Origin of the sequence: Mesorhizobium sp. INR15, from assembly GCF_015500075.1 — a bacterium.
Taxonomy (GTDB): domain Bacteria; phylum Pseudomonadota; class Alphaproteobacteria; order Rhizobiales; family Rhizobiaceae; genus Mesorhizobium.
Map to the genome: position 1 here is coordinate 270,069 of NZ_CP045499.1, position 22,268 is coordinate 292,336.

Sequence of the window (22,268 nt, forward strand, 5' to 3'; positions counted from 1 at the left end):
ATCATGCATTCCAATGCTTTGCCAGCATATTTGGCCGCTCATGGAATCAACTTGCCGCGATCGGCGCGCGTGTCTCGCGAGCGTCATGCACGCGCCGCCAATCCAACCCTTCCAGCAGCGCCTGCAACTGCGCCGCCGTCAGCCTGACCACGCCATCGGTGATGGCAGGCCAGCAGAACCTCCCGTCCTCCAGACGCTTCGCCAGCAGGCACACGCCGGTGCCGTCGAAGTAGACCAGTTTGATCCGGTCGGCGCGCTTGGCCCTGAAGACGTAGATCGCCCCGGAGAACGGTTCGGCGCCCATCGTCTCGCGCACCAGAGCCGCCAGTCCCTCGGCCCCCTTGCGGAAGTCGACCGGTCTCGTCGCCACCATCACCTTGACCACACCCGTCGGCCCGATCACGACGGGACCTTCAGTGCGCGGATCACCGCCGCGATCGTGGCCGGCGATGTGCCGTCGCCGATCCTCACCGTGACGCCCGACGCCTCCAGTTCGATCGCCGCAACACATCGCCGTGGCGCTCGCCGCCTCGGCTCCTTCGCCGCCATCGGCTCGGGCGCGACCACGACCGCGGGCACAAAGCCGGGTGGCGCCTCAGCCTCCAATTGCGTGCGCGCCGCGCGCCGCCAGGTGAACAGCTGCTGCGGCGTCAGACCGTGCAGGCGCGCCACTGCCGACACCACAGCGCCCGGCACAAATGTCTCCTCCAGGATTCGCGCCCGCTCATCGGCCGACCAGCGCCGACGGCCCATCGCACCGTTGATAACTTCAAAGCGCCGGATTTTGCCCTCCGGCTCAAGTCTATGGTCAAGTCCAGACACAAAACGATCCTCCAAACCGGATCGTCAAAATGCCCCGTCAGGCCCCGACAAAGAAGGTGCGGTCAGAGCCCCGCTTACTCTGCTGGGCACATGTCCGTCGACGCTTCTACGAACTGGCCCAGTCCGGGCCCGCGCCGATCGCCACGGAGGCGCTCCAGCGCATCGCCGAGCTCTACAAGATCGAGAACGAGATACGGGGACGCTCGCCCGAAGAGCGGCGCACCGCGCGCCAGGAGAGAAGCCGCCCCATCATCGATACCCTCCAGCCATGGCTGCGCGAGAAGCTCGCCCTGGTCAGCCAGAAGAGCAAGCTCGCTGAAGCAATCCGCTACCCGCTCTCGCGTTGGGCCGGACTTGGTCGCTTCCTCGACGACGGCCGCGTCGAGATCGACTCCAACGTCGTCGAACGCTCGATCAGGCCAATCGCCCTCAATCGGAAGAATGCGCTCTTCGCCGGTTCCGACGGCGGTGGCGAGCACTGGGCGACCATCGCCTCGCTCGTAGAAACCGCGAAACTCAACGGCGTCGACCCGTACGCCTACCTCGCCGACGTCATTACCCGCATCGTCGCAGGCCATCCGCAAAGCCAGCTCGACGACCTGCTGCCCTGGGCCTATGCCCCCGCGCCACTCAAGGCCGTGGCCTGAGAACAGCGGTTACACCGGACAGCGCATTCTCACAGTAAGATTGATAGAAGAAGCTCCATTAAGGGTCTTGTTACCTCTGAGCCCTCAGACGAGGGGCCAATCGAGCCGCTACCTGGCAATTTCTAGCGTGCGGTGGGCATCGAACGTGGTAAGCTAGCCCGTCGCCGCAGGGCTCCGGATTCTAAGAACTGCCTCGCCTGAGTTCTGCGCCTTCCAACCAAACGCCGCGCCCGTTCCAGGATGGTGATCTCCCCACAACTGCCCGGCGGATTGCCTTTGGTCCTGTCGAACTACCTCTGGATCCCTACAAAGTGCCGGGTTTTTGTGCGGGCGATCACGCCGCCAAATGCGGAACTTCGCCGTGAGCGACGTCAGAAGCCCAGCCTAAGAGCGGCGCCATACTGCACATTCGTGCCGATCTTTTGGCCGGCCGTACCGAACACGAATGCATCGACTTTCGCGCGAGAGGAAAATTTCAAGCCGACTCGCGCGCCATATTCGACAAACGTGAAATCGCCGGCCCGCCCTTCCACCGGGCCGACCCAGTCCACGTTCGCGGAGACGGGCCTGCCGCTCCCAAGGGTCCGGCCGAGTGCTGCGGAGAGCGTCAGGTCGAGCCCGCTCAAACCCGAAGTGGTCCAGGCTGCGGTAACTTTCACCGATGTGGTGCTTGATGTGCTGTTGCCGATGCGCGCGGTAAACAGGTTACCAGAGCGGCCGGTTTCGGCATAAGAGCCAACCCGCAGCCAGCCTTGCTCCAACCCTCCTGAAATAGAGAGTTCGTTGGCTGCATTGGGCGTGTAAATAACGCCTGCTCGTGCGTAGATTCCTAATGCGCTCCCCGAAGCATCGCCACCACTTTCGACTGCGCCGGCGCGATTTTGGTATTGTCGTGACAAGTGCATAGTGACCTCGGGTGCGCCCCACATGCCTCCCTCCGCGAACGGACGAACGGAGTTTGTCCCTGGTTGCACATAGCGCAGCGCGCCGGCAAGCAAGGGACCGTTTGCGTCGGCGCCGCCAGCGGACTGATGAACGTAGGCAGCGCCCGCCAGCAGGCTGAAGCCGTCATCGATCGCATAGTGACCACTGGCGCCGATCATGGGTGAGCCGCCGCTTGCTAGCAGGGTCGCGTCATTCTCTCCTTGCACCGGCGCCAAAAAACCCAGCAGCAAATCGGCGGTTCCGCCCAGATGGGCCGCCACCGACGAACGCTCTGCGGCAAGCTTGTCGATCGATGTTTTGATCGATGAAAAACGCGCGTAGTCGATGGTGGTAACATCGGCCGAATCGAGACCAGCAAAGGCGTCGCCCAGTTGCTGCGCTTCAAGAACAAGCACTAGATTCAAGATCAGCGCATTATCTCGCCCCGATCCAACCAATTGCGTCAAAACGAAATCGCCATGATTGTCACCCTGGAATGTGACGCCGAGCACCGAGCCGATCGCTGGCGTAACCGTGAAGTGCGCGATCTGCGCGGCGGCCAGTTCTACGCCGCCGCGATAGTCGATCTTGTAGATGCCGACGCTGTCTGACGGCAGTTGGACAGGGATGACGACACCGCAGGTGCGAGAACCAGTGGACACCCCGCCGCTCCCTGCGGACACAGAAAAACTATCGAAGAAAACGCTAGCAGTGGCGCCGTCGGGGGTCACCGTCGGCACACTGGCAGCGCAGATTTCTTGTCCCGATGCTCCGCTGACAGCCAGAAAAAGTAGGCACACAGGAAGAAGTACGCGACCAGACGCCATCAAAAGCTGATTCTCCTCAAGGCCGGAGACGGCTGGTTTCAGCCGCCTCCAAAACAGGCTCACTGACATGCACGCCACTGCAAGTGATACACGATCGCTGCATTGACGTCCTCGGTGTCGACGGTCGACAGGGCTTCCTGATTCTGGACCGTTTTCAGCCGCATGCTGGAATTGGTGCGCAGGTTGACGTCCACGCCGCAGCCCGACCAGACAAGCGCATCGGCTACCAACTGGTTGGAGATTGTGTAGTCCTTGTCTAGCACGCCACTGAAGTTCTGCCTGAAGGCCGGACCGCGACCACCGGCAAAGAAGTACTCGACGTTGAATTGCGACGTGGCGCCCTTCGGCAGGTGATTGAAACCACGATAGTCGACAGCCAGGACGGAAATGCTCCGGCCTTGCGGCACGTGGACAGGTATGGCGACGTTGCAGCTTTTGCGGTCAAACGATTTGCCTGAGGTGCCACCAACTGCGAGCTGGTACTGATCATAAAGCAGGCTTAACGACTTGGAATCTGGGCTAAGAGTTGCAGAAACGCTGCCCTCTGGGCATCCGCTACCACCGTATCCAGGGACCCCGAGAGCAATGTCGTCGGCATGCGCGAGGGACGTCATCATCCCCATCGCGCACAACAAGAAGACTGTCTTTTTCATGAGCGTTCCTTTGTTAGGGGGAGGCACCTTGATCGACCTCCTTGGAACACACGTAACGCGAATAGGGTTAACCAAGGCTGACGTGCCGGTTCACCGCTCATTCATCAGCCAAAATGGACCGGCACATGGTGAGGATTAAGAGTCGCTTCAAAAAAAATGGCCGGTGTACCGAAAACGTATTTGTCGCAGGCACGGGCCACGCGCATCTTTCGGGAGCAGACCGCAGACTTCTTACCGTCAACGTCGACGCCAGGGAAGAAGGCCGCCGCCGGTGTCGAGCGTGCTTATACCCGCTACGTCGTGCGGACGGACTGGCGCTAGAAAGCTAGCCGGCGCGCCGTGGTGGCGAGTTGCCTGAAAGGCATCGGGCAATCAATGGCGCGGCTTATCAGGTCAACAACAGCATCACAGTCGACGCTTGCGCCGTGGCGAAGAAATCAGCCATGCTTTGGCTGAGGTGCGACAGCACAACGGGACACGTACAGTTACGCCCGTGCGGAAGGCAAATACGCCAAGGATACTCTAGATGAGGATAAGCCCGGCTGGCTTCGGCTGCCACTACAGGGGCGAAACTGGCTCCGGCGGCGCCAAAAACAAAAGGTAGGCTGCAATCAAAACGACGGCCAACAGCATTAAAGCCAGCGCGGTATGCGTACGATCCCATTTCATGGTGGGCATCCTATCTCGCTTGTGGCGATTCCGCTAATCGGAGGCCTACCCGCGTGGCGAGGGCGGCGGACCTTTCGACGCCAGTAAAAACCCGCGACAAGCAGCGGATGATCATCAGCCAATAATTGGCTATAAGTTTGTCCCTTGGCAGCCGTCAGAAACGCCCGACGGGCATTTTCGAAATCGTCCGCTGTAGTGAGTGACCTTGTGCAAGCCTGCAGCGCCTCACGGTACCTTGAGCCATGATCCTCTGGCGACTTTCCATCATTAAGATGGCAGCCTCGGACACCCTAGACAGGTTGCGAAGTTCGCCAGTTGGTAACTCAACGATCACTGGTATCCTGAAGAATGCGTCGTGCATCGTCACACCCGGCCCCCGTTAATCTCAGCGAACTGGGTGTGACGACATTCGTTCCAGTGGCGGATGCAATCCAATTTATAGGTACAACAAGTCAGGCGCCCGATGCCGATCTCATAATCATACCACCGTGTTATTTGCGGCTTACGCCCGATCGGCACAGCTTTCAGGTAGCCGGCTTCGATGACAGGCTCAGACCCCAGGCATCCATTGGCAGCTTGGGGCGTTGAGACTGACGTCAGCAGGCTTACAATCTGATTAGCCAACGACTGGCGCAATTCGGAGACGATCACAAATGGATATTCCCAAGGGAGGGACCGTTGCCGTAGCTGATGGCGAGAGGCTCAACTTGCTTCGCAACTCAGGAGACGAAGCCAATCCAAAGCTAACAGCTTTGGAGGCTGAAGACGTGTCAAATGAGAACAAGGGGTCCGGCGCGCGTCATCAAAGCAGCTCCGCCAATCCAGACAGCAGTCAAATCGAGGAAGACAGTTTCGCATCTGGAACTGCCGAACTGCTCAACCGACAGGTTCTGGGCGGGCAAATCGCTAATCTGATCATCATCGCCGCGCCTCGAACGCTTGGCGAACTGCGCAAGCACTATCATCAGAAACTATCGGCGGCGCTTATTGGCGAAATCCCTAAGGACCTCACGGGCCATTCGGCCCAGGAGATCGAAAAGCAGTTGCCAGCGCATAGACGGATGTCTGGCACGACCAAAGATTTGCATCGCGCCTAATTGAAGGACTTTAGTCATGACAAAATCCATTGGCTGGCTGGCAGCGGCTATGCTGTTCATCGCAGGGCCTGCCCATGCTGCTGACGCTGCCTTCCTGAAATCGTTCGCGGGGAGCTGGGTTGGTAAGGGCACCGTCAAAGTAGACGCCGATTCCCAGCCCATCAAAATCAACTGCAAATTCGCGTCCAACGCGACTGAAAGCTCTTTATCACTTGATGGCAAATGCACAGGTTACGTGGTTTTCTCACGGGCGATAGGCGCCGACGTCAAGACCAATGGTAAAACCTATACGGGCACATACACTGGATCGAGCACCGGCCCCGCCGGCCTCAGTGGCAATCGCTCAGGCAACGCTTTGGTTCTCGGCATTCATTGGGCAAAGGAAGTCAATGGCGACCGGGCAGCCCAGTTGAGGCTGGAAAAAGTTGGAAACGATGGTATGCGTTTGACGACCATCGACAAGGACCCGTCGACTGGTAAGAACATTGTAATCAGCCGGATTGATCTCAGCCGTTCTTAGCGTTTTTTGCTTGGCCAGGCTCGGCGTTCAAGCTGGCAGGCAGACGGAGATAAGACCATCCGCCTACCTCGCCGATTGGCACGTGAGCTCAATCGGATACGTGACCTTATTCTTTCGCGCACATACCGCTGTATCAAAGGTAAGCGATGTTCCGACGGCACCTTTCGGAGGTCGGCGTGAAGGACGATGTTGGGAGCCTTTGAGGGAACACACTCCCGGGCTGGCTTCAGCCGCTCGAAGTCGCCGTCATCATCGACATGTGCCGCCCACATGCTGCCGCGAGGCCCTTCGCGTAGCCGATCCTCCTGGATCGCGGCGCGGAGGACCGTCTCCGGAAGACCACGTTCGTCGTGCAGATAGCGCCAACTCATGGAGCCTCGCCACGGCTTGCGCCGCGCGCGCCAGCGACCGGGAATTCCGAGAACGGGCTCTCGCTCGCGGGGCTGGCGCGTCCAGACCGCTTCCCTCGGCACTAAGCCTATCAGTTCCGAAACCCGCTGCAGCACCTCTGCGAAGCCGATGTCATCGAGATGCTCGACAAGTGAGAACACGTCGCCCTTGACGTCGGAGCGAGCATCGAACCAGCCCTTGCCGTCATGGATCACGATGATCATGTCTTCACCTCGCCGGTATTTGACAGCCTTGCGTGTGCTCTCCTTCAGATCAATCGCAAATCCGGCCTTCTCGAGCACGGCCGCGCATTGCACTCGGCCCCGTAGTTCTTCCACTTCGTTCTTTTCCATTTCCTCGCCGGCGCGCTTAGGCGTCCGCCTTCCTTGTCTGTTCCCTTCCCCGCACCTCGCGGGACCATCCTCGGCCTCCGCGAAGAGCGAAGGGGGCAAGGGCGCGTCTGGCAACTGATAAACCATGCATGGCGCGCAGCGCCGTGACGTCAACCAGACGCGGCGTAGCGTCCCTTGCGGCCGCCCGCGCGCAAGCGGCACACGCCCGTCAGGGCGATCCCGGCTCAATGAGCCGGGCCGTACTCGTGCGGATCGTATTCGTCGATGACGACCACGTCTGCGTCGTCGAGTTCATCGCTTGGCATGACGCCGAACTCTCCATCGACCTGGAACAGCGGGACCGGAACCATCAGGGTCCGGGCGAGCTGGAACGCGTGGGATTGGGCGAGGGAAAGCTCGTGCGACATTTGAGGGCTCCACCTTGGAGCGAGGCCGATCCCCGCTCGATGGGTCCGTCAGTGTCCTCAACCGGACGCGATCACCGCGCAGGCGAAGCCGCAGCGGCGGCATCTCCGCATAGCCGACCCCTCGCGGGTTGATCGTGGAAGGCCGGGCGGAGGGCAGGAAAGCCATCCATGGAGAGCGGGGTCGGACTTGCTCCGAAGGAGGTCCGCGCGCCCTCGCTCGCTCTTTTCCCGGATGCCAAACGGCACTGCCGCGCCGGGACACATCCGGTCCCGTCCAGCACCTCAGGGAAGAAGACCGCAGTGAAACTGCTACGGCCAGTGCATTTGCTGCGTTCTAGGAGGAGACGGAACAGTGCGATGTGATCATTTCTTCACGCACGAAGAGGACGCCACCCTACGCAACGCCACATCACCGTCGACCACCAGTTGCCTCAGTCGCGACGTCGCCCGATCACCAAGCTGCTTTTTCCAGCGCAGAGGGCGAGAAGACACCCGGCGCATGAACCCGACCAGCCGCATTCCCTCGCGCTACCCCTCGATCCGGATGGTATCCCCGTCCACGACATGGAACGATGGCGTAGCGCTTCTGAGGGTCGCGGCGGCTGAAGCCTCGCGTGACACCGGCGTTCATGCGTTGGAATTGACGTATCCTGCCCGAATAGAATGGGGTCGCGCTAGAAGGCGCCGCTACGCTGGCGCGATTTGGCATCTATAATCTTAAGATTTGTCGCGGAAAACCTGTTGCACGCAGGTGGTGACCGTCATGACGACAATGCATCAGGTCTCGATCGGAATGTTCACCAACGTCCTTGTGACGTTGGGATGCGTCTTTCTGCTCACGCGAGCCTTGCCCTATCTCACACGTCTCCCGACACGCCTTCGCTCGCTCAGCTTGGGCATCATGTTCGGCGGGACAGTCGTCGCGTCCATGTTGACAGCGTTTCCCATCTCCGAAGGCATCTTTGGAGACATGCGAAACGCCATTATTGCGATAGCCGCCCTTTCGGGGGGACCTATTGCGGCGATCGTCTGTGCGGCTTTTGCGGTACTTTTCCGTATCGCGATGGGTGGTCAGTTTGTCGGTGCGACGTCCGCGATCCTGTTGTGCGCACTGCTTTCCATCGCATTCCAGTGGGCTCCTATCAAAAGAACAAAGACCAACCTTGCGTTGTTCGGCGTAGCGCTGGCGGTGCTGAATGCCCTCGTGCCTTTCCTCGGTTGGCTTATGGGGACCACGCCCTTTGCGACCGTCATCGCCGTAGCAGAAGCTATTTTCGGAGCAGCAATCCTGTTCTATCCCGCTTCAATTGTATTGGTGGCTGGCTTGATCGCGGCCGAGCTGCGCAGACTTGACACCGAGGCCGGGCTGCGCGTGCAGAACGCCGAACTGACCTTGAGTGAGCGAAGATTTCTCAACGTATTCGATGTGTCCTGCATCCCGATGGCATGGCTCGACCTAAAGACGAGAAAGTTCGTGCGGGTGAACCGACAGTACGAAGTGTTTACCGGCTATTCAGCCGATGAGCTCCTTCATATGACCATCGCCGAACTTTCTGTCCCGGCAGACGAACACGCGGATCTTGCTGCGGTTCAAGCTCTGGCCTCCGGGGATCCATCCTGGCAAGGCGAGCGGCGCTATCGCTGCAAAGACGGCTCGATCCGGTGGGGAACCCGAACTCTGATTGCCAGCGATGAGGATGGGGAACCCAGGTTCGGTTTCGCTATCGTAGAGGACATAACGGAGCGCAAGCTCGCCGGTGAGCAAATTGCTTATCTTGCGGAACACGACCATTTAACAGGCCTGACCAACCGGTTCCAGTTTGGCAAAAGCCTGGAACGAGCACTGGCCGATGCGAGCAGTACACCCACAGCCGTCATTGTCATCGATTTGGACGATTTCAAAGGCGTCAACGACACTCGGGGTGAGGTGGTGCCGGATTTTGAGACAGGGGCATAAGGTGGATCGCCCGATGAAGAGGACGATCCAGTATGAAGACACGCAGACGGTTTACGGCCGATTTCAAGGCCAAGGTTGCGCTTGAGGCGATCCGCGGCGAGCGGACGATTTCTGAACTGGCGACGAAGCATCAGCTTCACCCCAACCAGATCACGCAGTGGAAGCGGCAGGCCATCGAGAACCTGGCCAAGGCGTTCGACGACAAGGCCGCGGATGCGCAGGTCGGCCGGGAAGCCGAGGTAACGAAGCTTCACGCCAAGATCGGCCAGCTCGTGGTCGAGCGGGATTTTTTGGCCAAGACCTTCGATCGCTGAGCCTGGATCGGAGGAGAATGATGATCAATCCCGATCACCCACGGCTCTCGATCCGCCGCCAGTGCGAGCTTGTCTCGATCTCGCGGGCGTCATTCTATCGACAGCCCGTCGACGAGACGCCCGAGACCCTCAAACTGATGCGCGTCATCGACGAGGCCTTCATGGAAATGCCCTGGTATGGCTCCAGACAGATGGCGCGGCATCTGCGGCGTCAGGGTTGCTGCGTCGGCCGCAAGCGGGTCCGGCGGCTGATGCGCAAGATTGGCTTATCGCCGATCTACCAGGCGCCGAAGACCAGCACGCCGCATCCTCAGCACCGCATCTATCCCTACCTGCTGCGGCACCTGGCGATCGAACGGCCGGACCAGGTCTGGTGCGCCGACGTGACCTATATCCCGATGCGGCGCGGCTTTCTCTACCTCGTCGCCGTCATGGACTGGTTCAGCCGCAAGGTGCTCGCCTGGCGGCTGTCGAACACGATGGATGCCGACTTCTGCGTTGCCGCGCTTGAAGAGGCGATCGCCCGCTACGGCAGGCCCGACATGTTCAACACGGATCAGGGAAGCCAGTTCACCAGCTTCGCCTTCACGTCGACGCTGAAGGACGCTGGGATCCGCATCTCCATGGACGGGCGCGGCCGCTGGATGGACAACGTCTTCATCGAGCGGCTATGGCGAAGCCTCAAATACGAATGCGTCTTCCTCAGCGCCTTCGAGACCGGCAGCGAGGCGCGCAAAGGCATCGGTTCCTGGATTGACTATTACAATCGGCTGCGCCCGCACTCTACCTTCTCCGGCAGGACGCCCGACGAGGTCTATGCTATCGCAGAAATGACGGAGCTATTGGCGGCGTAGAAACAACCCCGATCCACCTTAGCCAAGCCGCCAAACTGTCTCACCAAGCGGGACCACCTCAGGGACATCCCGTCGGCGACAAGGTGCTGATGCATGTCGCAGCTGTGCTGAAGTCGGCGCTTGACGTCTCCGATCAGGTTTCCCGCATTGGAGGCGACGAATTTGCCGTAATGCGGCGCAATGTGACGGCACCCGACGCCCTGGCTCTGGCGGATCACATGATTGCACTGATCGGGACGCCCTTCGAAATAGAGGGGCTATTGGTATCGATTCAAGCAAGCGCGGGTGTCGCCATGTCTCCGAAAGACGGCGTTGACACCGAGCAATTGTTCAAGAGGGCGGATATTGCCCTTTATGCTTCCAAGGACGCTGGCAAAGGCACGGCGCGCCTGTTTGCAACGGCGATGGAAGACGTGTTTCTCCGCCGAGAAAGATTGAAAAGCGAAGTTGCCAAGGCACTCGACGCGCAGGAATTCGAGATCGAGTATCAACCAGTTATCGAGATTGCCACGGGGCGCGTGTGCCGGTTTGAAGCATTGCTGCGTTGGAACCATCCGGCGAGCGGGCGGGTATCGCCCGCGGAATTCATCCCGGTGGCCGAAGAAACGGGGGCGATCGTTGCCATCGGCGATTGGGTGATCAGAAAGGCATGCTTGGCCGCCGCGACATGGCCCGGTGACGTTGGAGTGGCGGTGAATGTATCCGTAAGGCAGTTTGAGCCAACGCTCCCGCTGAAGATTGCCGGGGCACTCTCTGATTCCGGTCTCAACGAATCCCGGCTTGAAATCGAAATTACCGAGTCGGTGCTGATGCAGGGAAGCGACGAGAGCCTGGCGATACTGCATCAGATCCGATCGCTGGGAGTGCGGATATCTCTCGATGACTTCGGCACGGGCTACTCCTCCCTGAGCTATCTACAGCGCTTCCCGTTCCACAAGTTGAAGATTGACCGGAGCTTCATTAGCGGGACGATTGGAACAAGCGAGGCGCGCGCCATCGTCCGCTCCGTCATACAGCTGGGGCATTCTCTCGGAATGAAAGTGACCGCGGAGGGTGTCGAGACGGTGGAGCAACTGGAGCGCATGCGGGTTAAAGGGTGCGATGAGGCACAAGGATTTTTGTTCAGCGCCTCCGTGCCGTCGGATGAGGTCAATCACCTAATTTTGCGATTGAACAACGGTTGCGCCGCAGGAGCCAGCGCAGCTCACGCGTGACGAACGTCGATCGCCGACGCCTGATGGGTGCAGCGATCAGCGGCCTTTACGCAAGGAATAGTTGCCTTCGCCGCCAGCAGTGACGAACGGCACGTCCTGGCTCGGTGCGATGTTGAACCGCGAGTCGTTGCGCCCCTTGTCCCAATCGAGCGTGAGCCGATAGAGCACATGGATCTCCAGCCAATTCAGGTAGCGTGTAAAACGTCCGCACATGGGGTGAATATGTCCGGGAGGAGAACCGTCTGCAAGCGAGACGGAGATACCCGTGCGGTCCAAGATGCACCTATTGGCCGGCCGTCGTCGGGGGGACGTTTAGCTTTGGCGAAGGCCGTGCAACTATGCGGCTATCGCGGCATGGTCATCCGGGCTTGGCGTAAAACAGGCAGCCTTCCGTCAGCCACCCGCGTGGGTCCTTCCGCTGCGAGGCACCGTTTTGATGAGCAATGTTAAGGAGGCCTTCAAAGGTTGGGCTCATGTTTCGCGGTAAACCGCACGTTGCGCCCTATGCGCCAACTGCAGATTCAGGGACAGTCAGCCGCCGAGGAGGGCCTGCATGACACCGATATTGGAATCGAAGGGTTTCGCCGCCGCCGTCATAGACGCGCTGGCATCGCATCTCTGCGTCATTGATCGGCAAGGTGTGATTATCGCCGTCAATCGCGCGTGGTCGACTTTCAATCGCGAGAACTCGTCCGGCCCAGTCCGATCCGACGTCGGCACCCACTATCTCAGGGTTTGCCGAAGCGCGGCAGGTCCAGGCTCCGAAGAGGGCGAGCCATTCGCGCTCGGTGTCCAGTCTGTGCTCAGCGGCGAGACCGAGCTTTTCCAGATGGAATATCCCTGTCATTCGCCGACGCAGAACAGATGGTTTCTGGGGCGGGTGACGCCGCTACGGTCAGAACATGGCGGCGCTGTGATCTCTCATCTTAATATCACCGACCGTAAACTCATTGAGTTGGAGCTGGCTCGCTTGGCGGCGACCGACCCGCTGACCGGATTGCCAAACCGCCGGTTCTTCCAGCAGACGGCAGACCTTGAACTGGAACGGGTCCGTCGCTTTAGTGCTTCGGCTTCCGTAATCATGCTGGATGTGGACCACTTCAAATCGGTAAATGATACCTATGGGCATGCCCTTGGCGACGAGGCCCTTCGGTGCCTGACCAACACATGCAGACAATCGCTCCGCAAGATGGACGTGTTCGCCCGTCATGGCGGGGAGGAGTTCGTCATTCTGCTACCGGGGACGAAAGAGGCGGGTGCCTCGAGCGTGGCCGAAAAGCTCCGCGCCGCAATTGCAGCTATGCCGGTGAGTGACGGCCAGAACCACATTAAACTGACCGCCAGTTTTGGCGTGGCACAGCTGAGGCCGGTAGATCAGGGTATTGATGCAGGGCTCGCCCGTGCCGACCGCGCCCTCTATGCGGCCAAGCATTCCGGAAGGAATTGTGTCAGATGCTTCTCAGACGTCGAACGCGAACGTGGCAAGCTGAGCGCCTGACCCCGGACATTACCGGAATTCCACAGAGACGCCTTTGGCGACAAGGGTTCCAAGTTCCCTGGCGTCCCAATTGGTCAGGCGGACACACCCATGCGAGCCGGTCTTGTCGATGCGGGCGGGCTCGGGGGTGCCATGGATGCCGAAGCTGGGTTCGGACAGGTCGATCCACATCGTCCCGACGGGACCATTGGGGCCGGGCGGAAGGGTCAGGACCTTGTCGTTGTCGCCCTGCTTGAAATTGATCTTCGGGTTGTAGGTGTAGGTCGGCGCTGACGTCGGCAACATCCGAACAGCAACGCGTCCCGTGCTTCCGTTGGACAGCCGGCTCAGAGGGGCAACCGACGCCCGTTCTCGGCGTCGGGCCGCGATGAAGGAAAGCCGGATCTTCTGTCACGGCACAACCTCCGCGCGCTCAGTGAGAACCAGTGTCACTTCCTGTCCGTAGCGCGGGCCCCAGTCACGTGGGTTATAAACTTCAGGCCAAGGCCGTCCCGAATGGCGCGATGATTACGAGTGCTGCCATCACACAATGAAGGCCAGCATCTCAGGGACAGGCCTGTCTGCCTCGTGCTGACGCGACAGGCGGTGCCGACGCTCGATCGCTCGATATATGCAAACGCAGGCGGCGTGGCACAGGGCGCCTATGTTCTTGCTGATGCTCTCGACGGCAAACCCGATGTGCTGCTGCTGGCGACCGGCAGCGAAGTCGCGCTTTGCGTGACGGCATACGAACAGCTGAAAGCTGAGGGCATCAAGCCCGGGTCGAGACGGCACGCATTTTCGCGCCGCGCGCGCCACGCTGGGACGCGAACTTAACCAGACGTGCCTTGACCATCACCCGCCGCGCCCGGAAGCGGCCGCCACGCCCTTCCCGACCCCGGCCGCTGCCGCCGCGCGATAGGCCTGCGGCGATGCTGGCTCCGCGTCCCCTCGAGTTGAACCGACCGCCTTTCTTGTTCCCTGTCGAACCGCCGATCCTGCCCGGGTTACCGCCGGCCTTGCCCACCGCGATCTTCACCTGCCTCACGAACGGCATCGAGCGGGGATTGATGCGCGTGCCGGCGCTTTGCACACGCCCGGGCCTGACACGGAAATCTCTGTCGTCACGGTCCACCATGGCGGCAGGATCAGCGGCGGATTGAGGCTCCGCAAGACGCCGCAAGCGCTGATCGTATGCCAGCGTGCAAAGACAGGCTGTGGCGCGAAAACGTTGGATCACACATCGCGGCGGTGTAATGGAATTGAGCATCATCAGTGCGTTAACAGGAATGCCGCCGTCGCCGAAGCGCTTCTCAAGCCTATCGACATCGAGGTGCGGGCCGCAAATCTCAGCGATGAGCCTGCCACCGTCGTGATCTTTGAGGTCAGCGACCCGACCGAACCGTTCCTCGAGCCGACGAATTGGTACATAGCGTCGCGGGTCACGCTAATTCCTAGACGCGAGTCGATTTGGAGGTTCAAGAGGCAGAAGCCGAAAATAATGCGTCAACTTCGCAGCGGCACGCCGCTTTTTGACCCGCACGAGATTCTGACGATCAAATCCGTCTGCAGCACGATGCGCCGGCTGCGCTTGCCCGCCTTGCCGGAAATTCGCTCCAGCAGCAACTGCGCACCAAGGCTGCCGAATGTCTCGGCGGGCTGGTCGATGACGGTCAGGAACGGCGACAGCACCGCCAGATGCTCGACATCGTCGAAGCAGACCAGCGCCATGTCGTCAGGAACGGCCATGCCGCACTCACGCAGCGCCTGCATGGCGCCAACCACGGTCATGTTGTTGACCGTGAATATCGCCGTCGGCACACGCTCGAGGTCGAGCACGTGCTGAGCAGCGCGATAGCCGCCGATCTGATCGACCGTGGTACGAAAGACAAGCTCCTCGCGAAAGGCGATGCCTGCGGCGGCCAGGGCTTCCCGGTAGCCGCGCAGGCGTTCGCGGCCGGTCGAGGTGTCATCGGCGTCGGTGATGTGTGCGATGTCACGATGGCCGACGGCGATCAAGTGCTCTACCAGACGGCGCGCCCCGGTAGCACTGTCGGAAACGATCAGGTCACTATCGAGGTCAGGCAGAGCGCGGTCGAGCAAAACGAGTGGGAAATCGCGGCGCAGGAGCGGAAACACGCTGTGCCGGGACTGGTCGTTGGCCGGCGCCAGCAGAAGCCCCTCGACCCGGTGCGCGACCAGATCCTCGATGTAGTCGCGCTCCAGCCTCAGGTCGCCCTCGGTATTACACAACAGCACGCGGTAGCCCGCCTTGCGCGCCGTCATTTCAGCGCCGCGCACTACCGGCGAGAAGAACGGGTTGACGACGTCAGGAATGACCAGGCCGATCGTCGCGGTCTTCTGTGAGGTCAGCCCGCGGGCGATCCGATTGGGGATATAGTCCAGCGCCTCGATCGCCTCCTCGACCTTCTTCTGCGTTTCCACGTCAACGCCCTCGCGGCCGTTGATGACGCGCGAAACAGTCATCGACGACACGCCAGCCCTTTTCCCGACATCGCGAAGCGTTACAGCCAAGGCGCTCTCCTGTTACGTAACATACATTCATTGTTATAATATCATTCTATGCTTGGCAATATTTGAATTTGCGGCGCTTGACACGTCATGTTATCCATTGTTAGCGATAACGGAATGGCAGATCAACCTGCCAAACCTGGGAGGATAAAATGAGAATTCGAAACTCCATTTCGGCACTCGCTGCGTCATCCGCCGTAATCATCGCCTTCTCGGTGACCTTGCCGGCCGTCGCCGCCGATGCCTGCACGCCGGGCAACACAAAGAAAATCGCCTTCATGCTGAAGCAGCAGACCGCTTTCCGTTACCTCAATGCCGATGTGCCGTTCTTCAAGAAGACAGCCGAGGCGGCGGGCTACGAGGTTCTCGTGCAGTCGGCCGAGAACGACGCGCAGAACCAGATTGCACAGGCAGAGAACGTTATCACCCAAGGAGTCGACGCCATCGTCATCCAGCCGGTCGATTTCCATGTCGCCGCCCAGATCGCCGAACTAGCTACCACGGCCCACATTCCGATCGCCTCCTATGACGACCTGATCCTGGGCGCCAAGCAGACCGCTTTTATCGGCCGTGATCCGAAGGAAGGCGGGATGGTTGCGGCCAAGGCCATCACCGCGGCTGTGCCGAAGGGCAACTACGTGCTGATAGGCGGCGATGCCGGACAGACCGGCTCGACCCAGATGCAGGAGGGCTATCATGCAATCCTCGATCCGATGGTAGCCAAGGGCGACATCAAGATCGTCATGGACCAGTTCACGCCATCGTGGAAAACCGAGCCGGCGCAGGCCAATGCCGAAAATGCGCTGACCCAGAACGGCAACGACATCCAGGCATTCCTCGTCTCTTACGACGGCATGTCGCTGGGCGTGTTGCAGGCGATCGAGGGCGCCGGCATCAAGGCGGGCTCGATCCCGGTCACCGGTCAGGACATGGAGCTTTCAGCCGCGCAGGCAATCGTCGAGGGACGGCAGGCTGGCAGCGTCTGGCCGGCTCCCGACGAAATGGCGACCAACGGCGCCAAGGCCGCCGTCGCCATGGCGCAGTGTCAGCCCTTCGATGCCTCCGCCACCATCGACAACGGCGCCGGCGACATCCCGTGGGTGAAGACGCCGATCTACTTCGTAGGTGCTGCCGAAATCGGCAAATTCGTTTGCGATCATCCCTACTGGCTGAAGATCGACGAGGTCTACAAGAACGCGGCCGACAAGAAGCCGCGCTGCTGATCCGGCAAGGCTGCCTGCAGGCAGCCACTGGATAGACACTTGCCGGGCCGCGCCTGTCGCAGCCGGACCCAACACGAATTGATCATTCAACAAGCCGGGGCACTGCCGCCGGCATAGGGAGGTTTTTGCCATGAACACAGTCACGATCACAAACGCACGGCTGGCATTGGCGGGTGCAACAGCATTGCTTGCCATCGGTGTCGCCATGCCGGCTCAGGCAGCGGACGGTCAGTGCAAGCCGGGCACCACCAAACGCATCGCCTTCATGATGAAACAGCAGACGGCGTTCCGCTACCTGCATGCGGATATGCCCTTCTTCTAGAAAACCGCCGAGGCGGCGGGCTACGAGGTTCTCGTCCAATCGGCCGAGAACGACGCACAGGCGCAGGTGTCGCAGGCCGAGAATATCATCACCCAGGGTGTCGACGCTATCGTCATCAACCCTGTCGACTTCAACGTCGCCGCTCAGATCGCCGAGATGGCGGCCACCGCCCATATCCCGCTGGCGTCCTACAACGACCTGATCACCGGCGCCGACCAGGTCGCCTATATCGGCCGCGACGCCAAGGAAGGCGGCATGATCGCCAAGGCGATCCTGGCCAAGGTGCCGAAGGGCAACTACGCACTGATCGGCGGCGACCCCGGCCAGACCGGCGCCACCGACATGCAGGCCGGCTACCACGAGGTCATCGATTCGTCGGTGAGCAAGGGCGACATCAAGGTCGTCATGGACCAGTTCGCCAAGGGCTGGAAGGCCGAGCCGGCACAGGCCTTCGCCGAAAATGCCCTCACCCAGACCGACAACAAGGTCGATGCCTTCCTGGTCTCCTACGATGGCGAGTCGCTCGGCGTCATGCAGGCGATCGAAGGCGCCGGCCTCAAGGCGGGCTCGATCCCGGTCACAGGCCAGGACATGGAGCTTGCCGCCATGCAGGCGATCGTCGACGGCAAGATGGACGGCAGCGTCTGGCCGGCGCCCGACGAAATGGGCACCGCCGGGGCCAAGGTGGCGGTCGCCATGGCCCAGTGCCAGCCGATCGACACCAAGGACACCGTCAACAATGGCTTGCGCGACATGCCGTGGGTGAAGACCCCGATTTACTATGTCGACCAGGCTTCGATCGCCGATTTCGTCTGCAAGCACGACTACTGGCTGCCGGCCGACGAGGTCTACAAGAACGCGCCCGACAAGAAGCCTACCTGCAAATGATGGCAACCGCACAAGAGAAGCCGGCACGTGAGCCCGTGGCCGCCAGGCTTCTCGAGGTGCGCGCGCTGACCAAATTGTTCCCGGGAGTGGTGGCGGTCGACAATGTCGATCTCGACATCGCTCCCGGCGAGATCGTCGCCTTGCTCGGCCAGAACGGCGCCGGCAAGTCGACGCTGATCCAGGTGCTCTCCGGTCTCTATCCGTTCGGATCCTATGCCGGCGACGTCATATTGGATGGCTCGCCCCTGCGATGCCATTCGGTCGCGGAGGCGGAAGCAGCTGGCGTGGCGTTCCTTGCCCAGGAGGTGAACGTCGCTGCCGAGCTGACCGTCGAGGAGGGGCTTTTCCTCAACAACGAGCCGGTGCGCTTCGGTCTGGTGGACCATCCGCTCCGGCTCGCCCGCGCCAAAGCGGCACTGGCGGATTTCGGCCTCGACATCGACGCGAGAATGCCTCTCGGCGAACTGGACCTTGCAAGTCAGCAACTGGTGCTGATCGTGCGGGCATTGTCGAAGAATGCGCGCCTGCTGATCCTCGACGAACCGACTGCGGCGCTCACCGACCGCGAGACGCAGCGCCTGTTCGACAGCATGCGCCAGCTCATCTCGCGCGGTGTCGCCATCATCTTCGTCTCGCACCGGCTGGCCGAAGTGTTCGAAATTTCCGACCGCATCGTCGTCATGCGTGACGGCCGTATCAGCGGCGCGTTGCGCACGGCCGAGACGACGCGCGACGCCGTCGTCGATCTGATGATCGGCCGCAATGCATCGCGCCACCATCAGCGCAATGAGAGCGCGGCCGGCAACGTGGCGATCGAGGCGCGCGGTCTGTCCGTGCTTGATCCCACCGGCAGGGAACTGGTCAGCGGTCTCGACATCACGGTGCGGCGTGGCGAGGTGGTTGGCCTGTTCGGCCTGCTCGGCTCGGGTGTCGTCGAAACCACCATGGCGCTGTTTGGCGCCTGGCGTGGCAAGACCTTGGGCACGGTACTGGTGGCGGGGCAGCAGGCGTCGATCCGCCAGCCGGTCGATGCGGTGAAGCTCGGCATCGGCCTGATCGCGCAGGATCGCCGCGACGGGCTCTCGGGCGAGCATTCGATCTACGATAACGCCATCTTGGCCGACCTTGAAGGCCTGAGCCGGCGCGGCTTCATCGACAGCGTCGCTGCACGCCGCAAGATCAACGACCTGTTCGACAGGCTGAAGATCAAGGCCGGCGACGTCGATGTCCTGGTCGGCACGCTGAGTGGCGGCAACCAGCAGAAGGTACAAGTGGCGCGCTGGCTGGCGGCCGGCGCGCGCATTCTGCTGCTGGTCGACCCGACGCGCGGTGTCGATGTCGGCGCGCGCAGCGAGATCACGCAGATCTGGAGCGAACTGGCGGCTGCTGGCTGCGCCATCCTGCTGGTGTCGTCCGACGCCGAGGAAATCGTCGAAATTTGCGATCGGGCCGTAGTGCTGCGCAACGGGCGCATCGCCGGCAACGTCGCCAGGAAAGATCTGAGCGAGGCGCAACTGCTGAAACTGGCAGCCGGCGTCTAGCTCCACTGAGCGGGAAGAGAATGATGAGCCAACCTTCGCAACCCATCGCCGCACCCGTGGCAGCGCCCTCTGCCGTCGCAAAACTGCTCTCCAGCAGGTCGCTGCGCGATTCCACGCTGCTGCTGGTGCTGGCGGCGATCTGGCTGTTCTTCTATTTCGCCACCAACGGCACCTTCCTGACGCAGCGCAACCTGATCCTGCTGGCACTGCAGACGGCCATCGTCGGATTGGCGGCGATCAGTGCTGTCATGCTGATCGTCACCCGCAATTTCGACCTGTCCGTGGGGTCCGCCGTCGCATTGATCGGTGTCGTCGTGGCACTCTTGACCGTCAAGTTCAACGTCGATCCGATCGTGGCTGTCCTGGTCTGCGTCGGCGCCGGCCTGTTGATGGGAGCATGGCAAGGCTGGTGGGTGACGCGCATGAAGGTGTCGTCGTTCATCGTGACGCTGGCCGGAATGCTCTATTTTCGCGGCATTTCGATGATCGCCACCAATGGAGCAACGGTCGCTCCCTTGCCCGCCGGCCTCAAGCAGATCGCGACCGGGTTCCTGCCGCCGGACCTGTCGATCGTGCTGATTCTGGTTGCATTCGGCCTGTTTGCGGCGTTCAACGTCTTCGAACTGCGGCGTGGGCTGGCGCTTGGCATCGTCGCGAACTTCAAAGGCGATCTCATCCGGGCGCTGCTGCCGTCGCTGGCCGCCGCTATAGCCGCCATCTGGCTGGCTTCCTCCAAGGGCGTTCCCTATCTCATCGTGCTGGTGGCCGTATGCGCGATCGCCGCCGACATCCTCATGCGCCGCACTCGCTTTGGCGTGCAGCTCTATGCCATTGGCGGCAATCCGGAGGCGGCGCGGCTGTCCGGCATCAATGTCGATCGCATGATCTTCATCAACTTTGTCATCGCAGGACTGGGCTATGCCATTACCGGCGTGGCCCTCACGGCCCGGGTCAGCGGCGCCATTGCCGGCAGTGCCGGCCTGTTCCTGGAACTCGACGCCATCGCTGCGGCCATCATCGGCGGCACCTCGCTCAGCGGCGGCCGTGGCCGTGTTTTCGGCGCGCTGGTAGGCGCCCTGCTGATGGGCAGCCTTAACAACGGCATGAGCCTGATGAACGTGCCCACCTTCTATCAGGACACGGCGCGCGGCATCGTCCTGCTTCTTGCCGTCGCCATTGACCAACTGAGCCGTCGCCGCTCGACGGTGGTCCGCTAGCACCGTCGACGCCTCCCTGCCGACAGCAGGAAAACTCTATTCGCGAGAGCCATCAGCATGTCCTACATCCCCGCCGAAAACCGCTATGAGAAAATGATCTACAACCGCTGCGGTCGCTCTGGCCTGAAACTGCCGGCGATCTCGCTTGGGCTGTGGCACAATTTCGGCGACGACACGCCGCACCAGACCAAGCAGGCCATCTGCCGCAAGGCCTTCGATCTCGGCATCACCCATTTCGACCTCGCCAACAATTACGGCCCGCCGCCCGGCTTGGCCGAGACGGCCTTCGGCGAAATCCTGCGCACCGATTTCGCCGGCTATCGCGACGAACTGATCATCTCGACCAAGGCCGGTTACGAAATGTGGGCCGGACCCTACGGCGAATGGGGCGGACGCAAATATGTGCTGGCCAGCCTCGACCAGAGCCTGAAGCGGATGGGGCTCGACTATGTCGACATCTTCTATTCGCACCGCTTCGATCCCGAGACGCCGCTGGAAGAAACGATGGGCGCGCTCGACCATGCGGTACGCTCGGGCAAGGCGCTCTATGCCGGCATCTCGTCCTACAATTCGCAGCGTACGCGCGAGGCCGCCGACATCCTGAAGCAGCTCGGCACGCCTTGTGTCATCCACCAGCCAAGCTATTCGATGCTGAACCGCTGGGTCGAGGAAGACGACCTTCTCGATACGCTGGAAGGGCTCGGTGTCGGCTCGATCGTGTTCTCGCCGCTGGCGCAAGGCATGTTGACCAACAAGTATCTTGGCGGCATCCCCGACGGCAGCCGGGCCAGCCAAGGCAAATCGCTGAAGACGGCCTTCATCAACGACAAGACCACCGCCAACATCGAGGCGTTGAACGCCATCGCCGGCCGGCGCGGACAGACACTGGCGCAGATGGCGCTAGCCTGGGTGCTGCGCAAGGGCCGGGTGACCTCAGCCCTGATCGGCGCGAGCCGGCCAGAGCAGGTCGAGGATTGCGTTGGCGCCTTGAACGCACGCGACGTCAGCGACGCCGAACTCACCGAGATCGACACTTACGCGCGCGAGTCCGACATCAATTTGTGGGCAGCTTCGAGTAAGCGATGAACTCAGTGGTTTCGATGACTCGAATCCGAAATGATTTTCTCTCAAGACGAGCATAGCGCATGGCAGGAGCAATGCTTGGACGTGGCCGAGAAGCTATCCGGCTGGCTGAGGACTGAGGCGGGGAAGTCGCGTAAACAGCGCCGGACTGTGAAGCAGTTGCATGCCGAACTTGTGGCCCTCGGCTTCACTGGCTCTTACGGCCGGGTGGCAGCATTGGTGGCCTGCCCCCATCAGGTGGTCCGGGGTTAATGTTAGTGCATGATGGGTCTTGGCGCTACGGCCGGGGTGGCCGGCGAAGCTGGTCCGGGTTGCGCAGCCGGCCACATGATTGCTT

General features: G+C 61.2%; 19 protein-coding genes and 5 pseudogenes. 14 read left to right on the plus strand and 10 right to left on the minus strand.

The genetic code is table 11. The annotated features are described in order from the left end of the window. Positions 1-46: 46 nt before the first annotated feature. Positions 47-403, minus strand: coding sequence for an IS66 family insertion sequence element accessory protein TnpB (tnpB, locus tag GA829_RS35565; RefSeq protein ID WP_195180410.1), 357 nt, complete (start codon positions 401-403; stop codon positions 47-49). Continuing rightward, a complete protein-coding gene (gene tnpA, locus GA829_RS35570; protein ID WP_258052470.1) occupies positions 400-822 on the minus strand; it encodes an IS66-like element accessory protein TnpA in 423 nt (140 codons plus the stop codon). Before tnpA ends, tnpB begins: the two co-directional genes overlap by 4 nt. Before the next feature lie 80 nt (positions 823-902). Between tnpA and tnpC the strand changes: the two are divergent. Continuing rightward, positions 903-1,469 (plus strand): annotated as a pseudogene (gene tnpC, locus GA829_RS35575) (IS66 family transposase); the annotation flags it as partial. 371 nt (positions 1,470-1,840) lie between these two features. On the opposite strand, the gene GA829_RS35580 reads toward tnpC, so the two are convergent. The 3 genes and pseudogenes from GA829_RS35580 to GA829_RS37735 all read right to left on the minus strand — a co-directional run. Continuing rightward, positions 1,841-3,289 (minus strand): DUF4360 domain-containing protein, encoded by a 1,449-nt coding sequence (locus GA829_RS35580; protein WP_195180411.1) that lies wholly within the window; start codon positions 3,287-3,289, stop codon positions 1,841-1,843. Next, positions 3,280-3,873, minus strand: coding sequence for a DUF4360 domain-containing protein (locus GA829_RS35585; protein ID WP_258052471.1), 594 nt, complete (start codon positions 3,871-3,873; stop codon positions 3,280-3,282). Before GA829_RS35585 ends, GA829_RS35580 begins: the two co-directional genes overlap by 10 nt. Positions 3,874-4,538: 665 nt before the next feature. Continuing rightward, positions 4,539-4,784, minus strand: a pseudogene (locus GA829_RS37735) (DUF982 domain-containing protein); the annotation flags it as partial. Positions 4,785-5,195: 411 nt separating this feature from the next. Here GA829_RS37735 and GA829_RS35595 point away from each other — a divergent pair. Together GA829_RS35595 and GA829_RS35600 are read left to right on the plus strand one after the other, a co-directional pair. Then, complete coding sequence (locus GA829_RS35595) at positions 5,196-5,639, plus strand: host attachment family protein (RefSeq protein WP_195180412.1); 444 nt, start codon at positions 5,196-5,198, stop codon at positions 5,637-5,639. 16 nt (positions 5,640-5,655) lie between these two features. After that, entirely contained in the window at positions 5,656-6,159 is a 504-nt protein-coding gene (locus GA829_RS35600; protein ID WP_195180413.1) for a hypothetical protein, read from the plus strand. On the opposite strand, the gene GA829_RS35605 is transcribed toward GA829_RS35600, so the two are convergent. After that, positions 6,156-6,902 (minus strand): DUF3991 domain-containing protein, encoded by a 747-nt coding sequence (locus tag GA829_RS35605; protein ID WP_195180414.1) that lies wholly within the window; start codon positions 6,900-6,902, stop codon positions 6,156-6,158. The genes GA829_RS35600 and GA829_RS35605 overlap by 4 nt on opposite strands. A 224-nt stretch (positions 6,903-7,126) precedes the next feature. After that, entirely contained in the window at positions 7,127-7,309 is a 183-nt protein-coding gene (locus tag GA829_RS35610) for a hypothetical protein (RefSeq protein ID WP_195180415.1), read from the minus strand. A gap of 763 nt (positions 7,310-8,072) precedes the next feature. Between GA829_RS35610 and GA829_RS35615 the strand changes: the two genes are divergently transcribed. From GA829_RS35615 to GA829_RS35625, 3 genes are all read left to right on the plus strand, one after another. Beyond that, complete coding sequence (locus GA829_RS35615; RefSeq protein WP_195180416.1) at positions 8,073-9,266, plus strand: PAS domain S-box protein; 1,194 nt, start codon at positions 8,073-8,075, stop codon at positions 9,264-9,266. 32 nt (positions 9,267-9,298) lie between these two features. Beyond that, positions 9,299-10,434 (plus strand): IS3 family transposase gene (locus GA829_RS35620; protein ID WP_374940362.1). Its coding sequence is split into 2 segments (ribosomal slippage): positions 9,299-9,569 and positions 9,569-10,434, totalling 1,137 coding nucleotides; the frame shifts between segments, so codons are not numbered across the junction. 35 nt (positions 10,435-10,469) lie between these two features. Next, on the plus strand, positions 10,470-11,648 hold the full coding sequence (locus GA829_RS35625) for a putative bifunctional diguanylate cyclase/phosphodiesterase (protein WP_258052483.1): 1,179 nt from the start codon (positions 10,470-10,472) through the stop codon (positions 11,646-11,648). Between the two features lie 36 nt (positions 11,649-11,684). Here GA829_RS35625 and GA829_RS35630 read toward each other — a convergent pair whose 3' ends face one another. After that, positions 11,685-11,861, minus strand: coding sequence for an SOS response-associated peptidase family protein (locus GA829_RS35630; RefSeq protein WP_195180418.1), 177 nt, complete (start codon positions 11,859-11,861; stop codon positions 11,685-11,687). Positions 11,862-12,201: 340 nt separating this feature from the next. On the opposite strand from GA829_RS35630, the gene GA829_RS35635 reads away from it, so the two are divergent. Next, positions 12,202-13,146, plus strand: a complete 945-nt coding sequence (locus GA829_RS35635; RefSeq protein WP_195180419.1) for a sensor domain-containing diguanylate cyclase — start codon at positions 12,202-12,204, stop codon at positions 13,144-13,146. Between the two features lie 9 nt (positions 13,147-13,155). Here GA829_RS35635 and GA829_RS35640 read toward each other — a convergent pair. Continuing rightward, positions 13,156-13,413: pseudogene (locus GA829_RS35640) on the minus strand (L,D-transpeptidase); the annotation flags it as partial. 276 nt (positions 13,414-13,689) lie between these two features. Here GA829_RS35640 and GA829_RS35645 point away from each other — a divergent pair. Beyond that, positions 13,690-13,899, plus strand: a pseudogene (locus GA829_RS35645) (transketolase-like TK C-terminal-containing protein); the annotation flags it as partial. Between the two features lie 732 nt (positions 13,900-14,631). Here the strand turns inward: GA829_RS35645 and GA829_RS35650 are convergent. Next, positions 14,632-15,660: a LacI family DNA-binding transcriptional regulator gene (locus GA829_RS35650; protein WP_195180420.1), complete on the minus strand. Its 1,029-nt coding sequence runs from the start codon at positions 15,658-15,660 to the stop codon at positions 14,632-14,634. 149 nt (positions 15,661-15,809) lie between these two features. Here GA829_RS35650 and GA829_RS35655 point away from each other — a divergent pair, with 149 nt between their 5' ends. The 6 genes and pseudogenes from GA829_RS35655 (at position 15,810) to mgrA (ending at position 21,934) form a co-directional block, all read left to right on the plus strand. Then, the gene (locus tag GA829_RS35655; RefSeq protein ID WP_195180421.1) at positions 15,810-16,880 is read left to right on the plus strand and encodes a sugar ABC transporter substrate-binding protein; all 1,071 of its coding nucleotides are present in this window, start codon (positions 15,810-15,812) and stop codon (positions 16,878-16,880) included. 130 nt (positions 16,881-17,010) lie between these two features. Then, the gene (locus GA829_RS35660) at positions 17,011-17,202 is read left to right on the plus strand and encodes a hypothetical protein (protein ID WP_195180422.1); all 192 of its coding nucleotides are present in this window, start codon (positions 17,011-17,013) and stop codon (positions 17,200-17,202) included. A gap of 15 nt (positions 17,203-17,217) precedes the next feature. Then, positions 17,218-18,090 (plus strand): annotated as a pseudogene (locus GA829_RS35665) (substrate-binding domain-containing protein); the annotation flags it as partial. Then, the gene (locus GA829_RS35670) at positions 18,087-19,631 is read left to right on the plus strand and encodes a sugar ABC transporter ATP-binding protein (protein ID WP_195180423.1); all 1,545 of its coding nucleotides are present in this window, start codon (positions 18,087-18,089) and stop codon (positions 19,629-19,631) included. The pseudogene GA829_RS35665 and the gene GA829_RS35670, both read left to right, overlap by 4 nt. A 23-nt stretch (positions 19,632-19,654) precedes the next feature. Further along, positions 19,655-20,848, plus strand: a complete 1,194-nt coding sequence (locus tag GA829_RS35675) for a sugar ABC transporter permease (protein ID WP_195180424.1) — start codon at positions 19,655-19,657, stop codon at positions 20,846-20,848. Between the two features lie 57 nt (positions 20,849-20,905). Beyond that, positions 20,906-21,934, plus strand: coding sequence for an L-glyceraldehyde 3-phosphate reductase (mgrA, locus tag GA829_RS35680; RefSeq protein WP_195180425.1), 1,029 nt, complete (start codon positions 20,906-20,908; stop codon positions 21,932-21,934). Positions 21,935-22,268: the final 334 nt, after the last annotated feature.